This window comes from Bacillus cereus group sp. MYBK220-1 (assembly GCF_051916445.1).
Taxonomy (GTDB): Bacteria; Bacillota; Bacilli; order Bacillales; family Bacillaceae_G; genus Bacillus_A; species Bacillus_A cereus.
Genome location: NZ_JBQAGQ010000001.1, coordinates 745,383 through 758,821, shown reverse-complemented (window position 1 = coordinate 758,821; position 13,439 = coordinate 745,383). Strand labels below are relative to the sequence as shown.

The window sequence follows — 13,439 nt, the reverse complement described above, 5'->3', positions numbered from 1 at the left end:
TTTAAATAGAAGAGAGGAATTCTTTATGAAAACAAGCAGTAAAATTACATGTGCAAGTCTAGCACTTTTAATAGGTGGAAGTTCCCTGTTATACATAACACCAACATCAATTGTAAAAGCAGAATCTACGCAAAATGTATCTAGTTCGTTACAAACAAGTACGAAAAGCGATCGTACTTCCGTTAAGAAAGCAATGCGAGATGAACTGCAACTTGGATACCCGGGAATACTCGCTCAAATTTCTAAGGGGGGTAAAACTTGGAGTTATAGTGCTGGGATAGCGGATTTGAAAACTAAGAAACCAATGAAAGCAGATTTTCGCTTTCGCATTGGCAGTGTGACGAAAACGTTCATTGCAACAGTTCTACTTCAATTATCTGGAGAGAACCGTTTGAATCTAGACGACTCCATTGAAAAATGGTTACCTGGTGTTATTCAAGGAAACGGATATGATGGTAACCAGATTACGATCCGGCAAATATTGAATCATACAAGTGGTATTGCTGACTATATAAATTCAAAAGACTTTGATATTACGGATATAAAAAAATCATATACGGCTGAAGAATTTGTAAAGATGGGGATTTCACTTCCCCCAGACTTTGCCCCAGGAAAGGGTTGGTCTTATTCAAACACAGGATACGTATTACTGGGGATCCTTATTGAAAAAGTAACTGGCAACAGTTATGCGGAAGAGGTTGAAAATCGGATTATTGAACCGCTTGATTTGTCAAATACATTTCTACCTGGTAATTCAAGCGTGATTCCAGGCACCAAGCATGCCCGTGGCTATTTGCAACTAGACGGAGCGAGTGAGCTAAAAGACGTTACTTATATTAACCCAGGTAGCTCGGATGGAGATATGATTTCTACTGCTGACGACTTAAACAAATTCTTCTCTTACTTACTAGGTGGCAAATTACTGAAGGAACAGCAGTTAAAACAAATGCTTACTACAGTTCCTACAAATAGAGAGGGAACCGGATATGGTCTTGGAATCCTTGAAATTAAGCTTCCGAACGGTGTCTCGGTATGGGGACACAGGGGGGGCGTTCCAGGGTTTTCCACTTTTGCTGGTGGAACACTTGGAGGTAAACATACACTCGCTATCAATTCGAACAGTTTAAACATTAATAACCCGGAAGTTTTTAAAAACATTTTACTTGCTGAATTTAGCAAGTAGGAAAAACGGATAAATTTTGTCATTTGTAATTTCCATCGGAATGGATTACCGCTTGAAAGAGTATAGAGGGATTAAGTATCTATAATTGTGTAGGAGCAGCATTTGCAAAATTAGAAATTGAAATAGATTCAACCATTAAAGATAATATTAGCAGGAAAAAATTGAGGGACATTAAGGATTTTGTGAAGAAGACTTCAAAAATGAACTGAAATCTAATAAACAACGTAAAAGCTAAAAGATTTTCGCTGTGAGAACATCTCAAAATATTAAATTGATGGTAACTTTGTTGTAGCTCTTTAAACATACCTATATTAAAACCCAAATATCTCAGCATTAAATTGAGAAATTTGGGTTTTTCTAAAGGAATCAATTTTTTAAAAAATTTTTAGAAATTTAAACATAAAGTATTGTATACATGTAAGTATGATTAAAAATGAAAAGTTGTAAATGCTAAATTTAATTAAATACGCCTTACTCTCTTTAACATTGGCCTGAATGAATAGTTTATAGGAGATTACACTGGCTAAAGATGCGATAATTGTTCCAAGCCCTCCAATATTTACTCCTAGTAATAAAGCTTTCCAATCAGAAGTAAAGTTTGATAGAAGAATTGAAGTAGGAAAATTGCTAATCAATTGACTCAAAAATATGGAACTAAAGAAGACTGAAGTATCTCCTTTTAAATTAGCGCGAGCAAATGTCTCCAGTGCATCCGAATGTGAAATGTTTCCGATGAAAATAAAAAAACAGACAAAGGTTATTAGAAGAAAGTAATCGATCTTAAATAGTAAGTTTCTATCTAACGTAAATGCTGCCACCAATGTAACTATTAGCGCAATGTAATAATTAATGACACCAAAAATAGATGCAATGATAGTGATAAGTATTAAAATCCAGACGGTAGCTTTTTTTCGATTTTTCACGGTAATAACAGGTAGTTCTATTTTCAAATCTGTTTTTTGAAGTTTTTGAGTACATATAAATAACAAACTAATTCCAAGTACAGCTAAAAGCAGGATTGAACCTAAAAATGGGATGAGCTTAATTCCATAGTAAGAATATAGGTATAAATTTTGTGGGTTTCCCATAGGCATCAAGCTACTACCGATGTTTGCCGCAATTGTTTGCAGGATGATTGTATCCATCATGTTCATTTGTGTTTTTTTACTAATGACAAGTGTTATTGGTACAAAAGTGAGGAGAGCGACATCATTTGTTACAAACATGGAGCAAATAAAGCATAACAAAATTAGAATAATAGATATTGACCTGCTGTTATTGCATTTATTTAAAATCGCAACAGCAAGTTTGTCTAATATCTTTAGCTGTTCCAAGGCCTTAATGGCCACCATTAGATTAAATAAGCTAATTAACACTTCAAAGTTAATATATTCGATCTTTGGCGAATGTATTAAGCAGCTTACAATTGCTAGTATCAGTGAAATGGTAAGCACTAAATCCTTTTTTAAAAATTCGAATTTCATAAGGAGTCTTTTTTTATTTTGAACGAATACTATTTCTTTCACAATACACCACCTGTAATCTATGTTAGTAAATATACGTTTTTTGGGATAACTCGATATTGCTAGAAAAGACGATGTCATAAGGTCCTAAATAAGAGTTTTGTAATGTTTCATCCTTTCAACAAAATCCTTTTTTCTTAGTGTCTTTCATGTTGTAAATATGTGCAATATAGACGAATCCAACTAGGGGGATTAATTGAGAAAACAAATGTTTTTTGTATGATACCATAAATAAATTAAATGTTTTATTTTTTTAATATTCTTATAATATCCTTATAATATTCTATTGATTCTTGATTTCAAATACTTTATATGAACTTCTAAAAGAGAAAAAGTATGCATGTTTTTATGAAGAAAATAGAGGCTTGTCAAAGGATAGGTAGAACAAAATCTGCGACGTTTGGATACTGTATAAAATTCACAAAATCTCACTGTTTTTTTAGATGAAAAATCTTAAAATATTTTTTTGTTTTTATAAAAATCTGTACTTTTTCGTAACATTCTGTACTTTTAATTATAAATTAAAGACAAGCTTCTCTTAGTTAAAGATTGAAAGCGCTTTATAGGTTTTTCGTGAAATTTTTACCTAGCCTATTTTTGAGATTAGTAGTAAGAAAGGAGATATTTCCATGTTCTTAAGAAAATTAACAAAAAACCAGTTAATCACTATTGATTATTATGATTTAAATATAAATCACCGGTAAACGAAACAAACATAATAGTACAACAACATTAGTGGATAAGAATATTAGTTTTGCAGAAGGGGATAGAGCATCGTGTGTATAAACGGAAAGTTTTTAGAAAATTCAGTTTTGAAGTTGCATGTTACGATGTTTGTTTAAACAGGCCAATTCTATTCATATAGAAAATTTTTATCCTTGTTGTATTTGAATATGAATGAGGTATTTATGCCAAGGAATATAGGTGATTTTATATAGATTATGATAGATAAATTTTTGGTATGGAGTGATAATATGGAAAGATTTTTTGTAGAGTTAGTCGGATCAACAAATGATTTTTTATGGTCTAAATTGTTAATTATTATGCTTGTTATTTGCGGAATTTATTTTACATTTAAATTGAATTTTGTACAGTTTCGAATGTTAAAAGAGATGGTCCGTGTATTAATGGAGGGGAAAAGTGGTTCTAAAGATCAAATCTCTCCTTTTCAAGCGTTTTGTATTGGTATGGCAGCCCGCGTTGGAACAGGGAATATCACAGGAATTGCGATTGCAATTGCATTAGGTGGTCCTGGAGCTGTATTTTGGATGTGGATTATTTCTATTATTAGCTCGGCCTCCAGTTTTGTCGAAAGCACATTAGCACAGATATATAAAGTAAAAGATAAAACTGGTTTCCGCGGTGGTCCATCCTATTATATGGAAAAAGGGTTGAATAAACGTTGGATGGGAGTATTATTCTCTATTTTAATCACAATTACTTTTGGTCTTGTATTCAATTCAGTACAATCAAATACAGTTACAATTGCTTTTCAAAACTCATTTGGTACAGATCGTCTAACAGTTGGGATAATCATGGCCATTGCTTTCGCTGCGATTATTTTTGGTGGTGTACAACGTATTGCAAAAATGGCTGAATACAAGGTGGTATTTTTAGCGGTATTATACATTGGAGTTGCATTATTTGTTGTAGTTACCAACATATCAAAAATGCCGGAAGTTCTTTCTCTTATTGTTCAAAACGCATTTGGTTTTAAACAAATAGCAGGCGGTTCAATTGGTGCAGCACTTATGAATGGAGTTAAACGTGGTTTATTTTCAAATGAAGCTGGTATGGGAAGTGCACCAAACGTTGCCGCAACAGCAACAACAAGTCATCCGGTGAAACAAGGACTGATTCAAGCATTTGGTGTATTAACGGATACACTGATCATATGTACTAGCACTGCCTTTATTATTTTGCTGTCTGATGCATATAAACAACCGGGGTTAAATGGTATTGCACTTACACAAGCAGCATTAAGTGAACACATAGGTCCTTGGGCATCGGGTTGTCTTGCTATCTTTGTTTTTTTATTTGGATTTGGTGCGTTAATTGGCAACTATTATTATGGTGAAACAAATATTCGCTTCTTACATACAAGTAAAGTGTGGTTAATGATATACAGAATAAGTGTGTTGGCTATGATTGTATTTGGTTCTGTTGCAAAGATTCAAATTGTATGGGATTTAGCGGACTTATTTATGGGCTTTATGGTTATTATTAATTTAATTGCTATTACCTTACTTTCAAAAGTAGCATTTGCGGCGTTACAAGATTATATAAACCAGAAAAAAGCTGGTAAAGATCCTATTTTTTATAAAGAAAACATTAAAGGGCTTGAAAATATTGAATGTTGGGATAGTTATGAGAAAACTTCAAAAAAGAAAAGTGTGTAATAAGAAGGATATTCAGACTGCAATATGTCTGAATATTTTTCTTGGTTCTAGTGCAAATATTATTGATTATAGTAAAGAAAAAATCATTCTATATAAAGTTAATAGTACGGGGGAATATGATTAAATGATAAAGGATTCTAGCGTTCAAGTTGAGGGTCAAGAAAAAGTTTGCTTAGATCAATGGGTGGCTCATTATCGAACGTATGCAGCTAAGGGACAAAGCGCCAGTTATATTCCTGCTCTGGGGGAAATAAATGTATCGCAGTTAGGTATTTGTATAGTAAAGCCAGATGGAACAATGATAAAATCAGGAGATTGGGAGATACCTTTCACATTACAAAGTATATCAAAAGTAATCGGTTTTATAGCCGCTTGTTTAAGTCGCGGTATTTCTTATGTATTAGAACGAGTTGACGTAGAGCCAACTGGAGATGCCTTTAATTCAATTATTCGTTTAGAGATACATAAACCAGGAAAACCTTTTAATCCTATGATTAATGCTGGAGCAATTACGATAGCTTCACTTTTGCCAGGGACATCGGTGCAAGAAAAATTAGAATCTCTATACGTATTAATTGAAAAAATGATAGAGAAGCGTCCCGCTATTAATGAAATAGTATTTCAATCAGAATGGGAAACGGCTCATCGTAATAGAGCATTAGCATACTATTTAAAGGAGAATGGTTTTCTAGAATCAGATGTGGAGGAGACACTAGAGGTTTACCTAAAACAATGTTCGATTGAAATAAATACAGAAGATATTGCCTTAATAGGGCTTATACTAGCACATGATGGATATCATCCTATTCGCAAAGAACAAGTGCTCCCTAAAGAAGTAGCTAGGTTAACAAAAGCTTTAATGCTAACTTGTGGAATGTACAATGCTTCTGGAAAATTTGCTGCTTTCATTGGATTACCAGCTAAGAGTGGGGTATCGGGCGGAATTATGACACTTGTTCCCTCAAAATCTAGGAAGGATTTATCGTTCCAAGATGGATGTGGTATTGGTATTTACGGACCAGCCATTGATGAATATGGGAATAGTTTACCAGGAATTATGTTGTTAGAACATATTGCAAAAGAATGGGATTTAAGTATATTTTAAAAAGGAGCACAGATATTTTGGTGTTAGAGCGAGTCCAAAAGTGTTCAGACCTTATATTGTGTCTGAACATTTTTGAGTTATAAAGTATCTTTCTAAAGTAGAAGGGTGTAATGAATACTCACAATCTAGAATGCTTTCGTTTATATCTTATTTATCAGTTTTTGAAAAAAATAGAGTAAGTATTGTATTAATGCAAATAGGTTTGTATACTGACTGTTAGGCGAAAGTGAGAAGTGATTATTTTGAATCTTAGTAATTTAGTAAAAAAAGACATCTATATTCTCGTTTTAATGATACTTACAGTACCCTTAGTAGGTGAAATAAAGTCATTTCCTTTAAATGAAACATTTAGAATGAGCTTTGGCGCACCAACATTTTTCTTTTTTTTGTTATTGTTTCGACGAATTCCAGCATTTTTACCGGGTTTTTTAACAGCGATAGTCGTGGTAGTATTTCGTATCTCAATGGATGTCATTATAAAGGGAAATATGGATTGGCTAGCCGCTTTTCATACTCACTATCCTAGTTTTTTCTTTTATTTTACTTATTCGTATCTCTTTCATTTAGCAAAAATCAAACGTTTTTATCATCAACCACTAATGATTGGTTTTATTGGTTGCATGATTGAAATACTGTCAGACTGTGTGGAATTAATGATTCAATATTTCGTATTAAAAACATCAATCACATCCGAGGCAATAAATGAGATCATTGTTATCGCATGTTCCCATAGTTTTATAGTTCTAAGCTTTTTCAATATGATGAAATTGTATGAAGCGCAATCAAGGGAGAGACATATAAAGAAACAAAATGAACATATGCTCATGCTTATCTCTAATTTATATGAAGATGCTGTTCATTTAAAGAAAACATTACAAGATGCTGAGAATATAACAAAAAAATCCTATGATTTATATAAAACCTTAGACTCTTTTGAGCACAAACAGATGGATTTTCAGTTTGAGGATTTAAGGCAACAGGCATTACAAATTGCTGGTGAGGTCCATGATGTTAAAAAGGATAACCAACGTATTTTTGCGGGACTTTCAAAATTAATTTCTGATGAAAGTTTTACAGATTATATGTCTGTGCATGAACTAGTAAATATCATTATACGGGCAAATACGAAATATGCACGGTTGCTAGAGAAAGACATCCAATTTGTGTATAAAATTGATGGTGTGCATCCTCATTATCATATTTACACAATCTTATCTATTATAAATAATATCGTTACAAACGCTGTAGAAGCTATCCAAGGTATGGGAACCATCACAATTGACATTAATAAAGACCACCATTTTGTTGAATTTCAAATAGGCGATAATGGTCCTGGTATTTCTTCAAAATATAAAGATTCAATTTTTGAGCCTGGGTTTACTTCTAAATATGATGATTTAGGCAACCCATCGACAGGTATCGGATTATCGTATGTTAAAGAAATGGTCGAACAACTTGAAGGTGATGTTACGCTTGAGGACAGAACCGAAGGAAAAGGATCAATTTTTATAATTAGATTAGGGATTGATCATATAATTTCGAAAGGGTGATTCTATGTATTTTTATATAGTAGATGATGAAAAAGCGGTTCGCTCAATGTTGGCTCAAATTATCGAGGATGAAGATCTTGGGGAGGTTATAGGAGAAGCTGAGGATGGTTTATCTTTAGAGCAACAAATGGTAATCCTTAAAAATATAGACATTTTATTTATCGATTTGTTAATGCCGAATCAAGATGGAATAAAAACAATTCGTCAAATAAAACCTTCGTTTAAAGGGAAAATCATCATGGTCTCTCAAGTAGAATCAAAAGAATTAATTGCTGAAGCTTATTCGCTTGGTGTTGAATACTATATTATTAAGCCAATTAACCGGATTGAAGTATTAACAGTTGTTCGGAAAGTCATTGAACGAATTCGTTTGGAAAAATCGATAAAAAACATTCAAGAATCGCTTAATATGGTACTAAAATTGGATAGTAATTTAAGTACGCAAGAAAAATACCGTAGTGAAAAACATTTAAATACTTTCAATCATTTTCAAAATTCCATTCATTTTCTTTTGTCTGAATTAGGAATAGCCAGTGAAAGTGGAAGTAAAGATTTAATGGATATGCTAGATTATTTATATAAATATGAACAAGATAACACGTTGGAACAAGGCTTTCCCTCACTAAAAGAGATTTTTATGAATTTAGCTCAAAAAAAACTTGGGGATTCAGCTGAAGATGCCGAATTAAAAAGGTTCATAGAAGCTTCCAAACAACGGATTCGGAGAGCAATTTATCAATCATTAAACCATTTAGCATCCCTTGGACTTACTGATTTTTTAAACCCGAAGTTCGAAAATTATGCTTCTAGATTTTTTGATTTTACTACCGTAAGGAGAAAGATGACAGAATTGAATAATGAACCAACATTACCTGCTCGTATTGATACGAAAAAATTTATTCAAGTTCTTTATTTTGAAGCAAAACGAATACACTTGGAGTTAAGATGATAAACTCTTGCTAAGTATTATTTTCAATTGATAGATTGATAATTATTTTCATGTTATTGGTTTTATATAGTTTTTCTAAGAGAGGATTTTCCTTTATTTCATATTGGCTTTAAAATCAGAAAATTCCGTATCGATTCGGTAGAAGTGTATGAACTTAAAACAAAAGAATATGTATTTTTTACACATTAATATTCATTAAAAAAAACGAGTATTTTAACAATAAAATATAAATACATAGTAAGTTGAATTGAAAAAAAGATGCTATCTTCTGGCATCTTTTTTTCTTTAAGAGGAAATATCATTGATCCTTATATTATTTGAAATTCAAATGCGGGCATATAAATAAGGGAAAAGGAGATAATATTTAACAAATTATAATTGGAAATGGTATTTTAGGTCAGAAATGTTTTTATACTAATTAGGTTATTGGTACTAAATAAGCATAATGTCTCGCTTTTCTGCTCTTTAATCTTATCGTTATTTTTTATTAAGTACATATCGTTTTTTAGAAATCTCAATCCTAACAGAGTATATAAATTGGGTGATAAAAATGTGGAACATAATTACTTCTTATCTTCCAGATTGGAAAGTCTTTGTACAAGCTTTTATCTTGTTTTTAATTCCGTATACTATCTCAAGATTTTTTCATTGGGTTCGTATGTCAGAGAAAGAGTGGGAAGAATGAGTTGGTGGAAGTCAAGAGACAAACAAGTGAAAAAAAATAATATTCAAAGTAAAACGAAACAAGAGCATAAACCATCTCAAAATACAAACGTTCATTTCATAAATGATTTTGCCTCTAACTTAGAACTTATAAAGCAACAAATCGGACATAATTCTGATGTTCGATTTCGGAAGTTTAATATTGGACGCACAGATATTCAGGCTGGGATCGTTTTTGTTGATGGTCTATCAGATAAAGAGATAATTGACAAACATATTATGAAATTACTAATGGATGATTTTTCTGATGAATATAAAAATGAATCTTCTTATGTGGAGGGGACTGTTTCAAAAGAATATATTAAAAATAAAGTTCTTACAATTAGTGAAGTAGCAGAAGTCCATTACATAAAAGATTTAATACCCAAAGTATTGATAGGTTCAACAGCTCTTTTAATTGATGGTTTAGCAGATGTGTTTATTCTTGGTACAACAAAAGCAAATAAACGAAACATTGAAGAACCAGTATCGGAGGCATTAGTCAGAGGGCCACGGGTCGGTTTTACTGAAGTATTAAGTGATAATACCTCACTTTTGCGACGACACTGTGCGGATGAGAGCTTATCATTAGTAAAGCTACCAGTAGGAGAACGTGCAAAGAAAGAGTTAGTCGTCGCATTTATTAAAGATCTTGCTAGTACAGAATTGGTGGATGAAATAAAAAACAGAATTCAGAAAATTGACATAGACAGTGTACTCGAATCTGGTTATATAGAGCAACTTATTGAAGATAATTATCTCAGTCCTTTTCCGCAGATTCAAAATACAGAACGACCTGATCGTGTTATTAGTGCTTTGATGGAAGGTCGAGTAGCTATTTTGTTAGATGGAACACCATTTGTTTTAATTGCTCCAGTTACATTTAGTATGCTGCTGCAATCACCAGAAGATTATTATGAAAGGTGGCTTCCTGGTACGCTTCTCCGCTTATTACGCTTCATGACAGCTTTTGTTTCATTATTTGCTCCAGCACTGTATATTTCTTTTATTTCATTTCATCCAGGATTAATTCCCACTAAGCTCGCTATTTCTATTATCGGATCGCGAGAAGGAGTTCCTTTTCCCGCTTTAATAGAAGCGTTAATTATGGAAGTAGCTATCGAAGTTTTACGAGAAGCAGGTTTACGTCTGCCTAAACCGATTGGACCGGCAATGGGAATTGTGGGCGGTTTAATAATTGGTCAGGCTGCCGTAGAAGCAGGAATTGTTAGCCCAATAATGGTTATCGTTGTTGCGGTAACAGCTATTTCTTCTTTTACTATTCCGCAATATAGTGTGGGAATTACGTTACGCATTCTTCGTTTTGTAGCTATGTTTTGTGCTGCGATATTTGGATTGTATGGAGTTATTCTCTTCTTTCTTTTACTTTGCAGTCATTTAGTGAAACTGAAAAGTTTTGGCGTTCCTTATACCAGCCCTGCTGTTCCATATCGATTCAGTGATTGGAAAGATTTTATGGTTCGCATGCCATTAAAAATAATGAGACGTCGACCGAAAATAATGCATACCAAAAAAACTATCCGCAAAAGGTAGCTGATGACGAAAGGAAGTGGCCTTCAGTGATTACTATACCTAAAGACCGAATAACAACTTCGCAAGCAGTTGTTATTATTGTAAATTACATACTTGGGACAGGAATTCTTACTTTGCCCAGAGCATCTGTGGAAAAAGTGAAAACACCAGATGTATGGTTAAGTGTGATATTAGGTGGGATACTGGCAATGGTTTCAGGAGTAATTATGGTCAAATTAAGTCAGCAGTTTCCAGAAAAAACATTTTACCAATACAGTCAAGATATTGTAGGGAAATGGATAGGGAGATTGCTTAGTTTTCTTATTATAGGGTATTTTCTTACAACTTCAGCATTTCAAATTCGTTCAATGGCAGAAGTAATAAGCTTTTTTTTACTAGAAGGAACCCCCACATGGGCTATTGTTATGCCTTTTATGTGGATAGGTCTCTATTTGATTATGGGTGGTATTAATTCAATTGCACGGATGTTTGAAATAATATTTCCTATTACTGTTTTTATTTTTTTAATCATTTCCTTTATGAGTATCGGAATATTCGAGATAGATAATCTCCGTCCCGTATTAGGTTTGGGAATTAAACCAGTGTTAGATGGGATAAAAACAACGTCTCTCGCATATACAGGTCCTGAAATTATGTTAATTCTTTTGGTATTTATGGAACAACGAAAGAAAGCAGTAAAAGCTATTTTAGTTGGAATTTCTATTCCGTTAATCTTTTATGTAATAACTGTTGTAATGGTCATTGGTGCATTATCAATTGATGGGGTTGTAACAAGAACATGGCCGACAATTGACCTTATGCGCAGTTTTGAAATTTCTGGTTTGATATTTGAACGTTTTGAATCTTTACTGCTTGTAATATGGATTATGCAAATATTTGCTACCTATACGATTAGTTATTATGCAGCTGCATTAGGATTAGCACAACTCTTTAAAAAGAGTATTCATCCATTTATTTTTGCTTTGATTCCAATCATTTACATCATTGCTATGACTTCGAAAAATATAAATGACTTGCTTAAATTGGGGGATATGCTCGGTAATGCTGCTTTATTTTTATTTGGTTTACTGCCACTGCTTCTTCTTATTATTACGCGATTAAAAGGAGGAGTAGTGTGAAACATAAATTTAATTATATGCGGTTCTATTTGGCTTTGTTATGGACGCTTTTGCTTCTATTTTTAACAGGGTGTTGGAGCAGTAAAGAAGTAGAAGAATTGAGTTTAACTGCAGGTATAGCACTAGATAAAGGGAAGGATTCAACAATTGAGAAAGAAGATGAGGAAGGAGGTTATCCTAAAAGAAACCTTATAACAGCTACTTATCAAATTGTTAGTTCGCAAGCACAAAGTAAAGGAAATGGACAACAAAAACGTTATATAAATGTTTCTGAGACCGGTGATTCCATTCATCAAATTGTTCGTGAGTTTTCATTGAAAAGAGAGAGCACAATGTTCAGCCCACATTTAAAAAATATTGTTATTAGCGATAGTCTTGTACGTACATACAGTTTAGAACAATTACTTGAACAGTATCTCCGTGACAATGAAGTTCGGCTTAGCTGTATGCTCTTAATTAGCAAGGGTCTAGCGAAGGAGGTACTGGAATCAAACAAAAAAGGAGAAATCCCAGCATTTCGTTTGTCTGGAATTGCAGATAATAGAAATAGAACAACAAGGATTTTACCTCCTGTATCGCTCGCTAAATTGGAAGGAAAGATGCGGTCAGGGGCCAGTTTTCTTTTGCAAAATGTAATCTCGATAAATGGGGAAACAAAATTTGCAGGAGCTGCTGTAATTAAAGGGAAGACAAAAAAGTTGATGGGCTTTTTAAATGAGCAGGAATTGGAAGGAGTAGTATGGATAAACGGAAAAAGGAATGGTGGTGTGGTAAAAACTTTTGATAAAGAATCAAAGAAACTCATTATATACGAAATAAAGTCAATAAAAAGCAAAATCATACCACATGTTAACGGAAATAATATTTCCTTTGATGTAAACATTGAATCAGAAGGGCGTTTGTCTGAAAATTGGATGCAATCAGGAAAAGATTTTGAAAATGAATTTTTGAAAAGGGAAGAAAAAGCTATTGAAAAAGAAGTAAAGCACTTAGTACATCATGTTACAAAAAAAATACAAAAAGAATACCAAGTCGATATTGCGGGTTTTGGCAACCAATTAAGAATTAAGCACCCGAGAACATGGGAGAAAGTCAAAAAAGATTGGGATCGAACATTTAGTAAGGTACCGATTAAATATCATATAAATGTAACTATACAAGATTATGGAGCGTCAAGTTTAAAACGGTGAGATACCTTAATTGAAATTATATTTGCATCAAAACAAAAAGTTACAAAAATTTTAATTTAAAAATTTTTGTAACTTTTTGTTTTTTTATGTCCTTCTTATTATAGATTAAAGAAATGATTTTACCCTATACATTTCTTTTGCGTTATAAAAGTAAATCACAATAGTT

At 32.9% G+C, this 13,439-nt stretch carries 9 protein-coding genes and 1 pseudogene; 9 read left to right on the top strand and 1 reads right to left on the bottom strand.

What is annotated here, in order from left to right:
- Positions 1 to 25: 25 nt before the first annotated feature.
- Both ACTFRU_RS03875 and ACTFRU_RS03870 read left to right on the top strand, forming a co-directional pair.
- A complete protein-coding gene (locus ACTFRU_RS03875) occupies positions 26 to 1,183 on the top strand; it encodes a serine hydrolase domain-containing protein (protein WP_088363636.1) in 1,158 nt (385 codons plus the stop codon).
- Between the two features lie 110 nt (positions 1,184 to 1,293).
- A pseudogene (locus ACTFRU_RS03870) lies at positions 1,294 to 1,392 on the top strand (cytochrome P450); the annotation flags it as partial.
- A gap of 165 nt (positions 1,393 to 1,557) precedes the next feature.
- On the opposite strand, the gene ACTFRU_RS03865 reads toward ACTFRU_RS03870, so the two are convergent.
- On the bottom strand, positions 1,558 to 2,709 hold the full coding sequence (locus tag ACTFRU_RS03865) for an anion transporter (RefSeq protein WP_016122788.1): 1,152 nt from the start codon (positions 2,707 to 2,709) through the stop codon (positions 1,558 to 1,560).
- A gap of 971 nt (positions 2,710 to 3,680) precedes the next feature.
- Between ACTFRU_RS03865 and ACTFRU_RS03860 the strand changes: the two genes are divergently transcribed.
- The 7 genes from ACTFRU_RS03860 to ACTFRU_RS03830 all read left to right on the top strand — a co-directional run bounded on the left by ACTFRU_RS03860 (position 3,681) and on the right by ACTFRU_RS03830 (position 13,273).
- Positions 3,681 to 5,105, top strand: a complete 1,425-nt coding sequence (locus ACTFRU_RS03860; RefSeq protein WP_000439283.1) for an alanine/glycine:cation symporter family protein — start codon at positions 3,681 to 3,683, stop codon at positions 5,103 to 5,105.
- A gap of 124 nt (positions 5,106 to 5,229) precedes the next feature.
- Positions 5,230 to 6,210, top strand: coding sequence for a glutaminase GlsA (glsA, locus tag ACTFRU_RS03855; RefSeq protein WP_440037482.1), 981 nt, complete (start codon positions 5,230 to 5,232; stop codon positions 6,208 to 6,210).
- A 233-nt stretch (positions 6,211 to 6,443) separates the two neighbouring features.
- On the top strand, positions 6,444 to 7,760 hold the full coding sequence (locus tag ACTFRU_RS03850; protein WP_000584790.1) for a sensor histidine kinase: 1,317 nt from the start codon (positions 6,444 to 6,446) through the stop codon (positions 7,758 to 7,760).
- Positions 7,761 to 7,764: 4 nt separating this feature from the next.
- On the top strand, positions 7,765 to 8,709 hold the full coding sequence (locus ACTFRU_RS03845) for a response regulator (protein WP_000274085.1): 945 nt from the start codon (positions 7,765 to 7,767) through the stop codon (positions 8,707 to 8,709).
- Between the two features lie 681 nt (positions 8,710 to 9,390).
- A complete protein-coding gene (locus tag ACTFRU_RS03840; protein ID WP_103597474.1) occupies positions 9,391 to 10,965 on the top strand; it encodes a spore germination protein in 1,575 nt (524 codons plus the stop codon).
- A gap of 26 nt (positions 10,966 to 10,991) precedes the next feature.
- On the top strand, positions 10,992 to 12,083 hold the full coding sequence (locus ACTFRU_RS03835; protein WP_000628606.1) for a spore germination protein: 1,092 nt from the start codon (positions 10,992 to 10,994) through the stop codon (positions 12,081 to 12,083).
- Positions 12,080 to 13,273 carry a Ger(x)C family spore germination protein gene (locus tag ACTFRU_RS03830; RefSeq protein ID WP_000680793.1) on the top strand — a complete coding sequence of 398 codons (1,194 nt, stop codon included), beginning with the start codon at positions 12,080 to 12,082 and terminating at the stop codon, positions 13,271 to 13,273. Before ACTFRU_RS03835 ends, ACTFRU_RS03830 begins: the two co-directional genes overlap by 4 nt.
- Positions 13,274 to 13,439 lie beyond the last annotated feature (166 nt).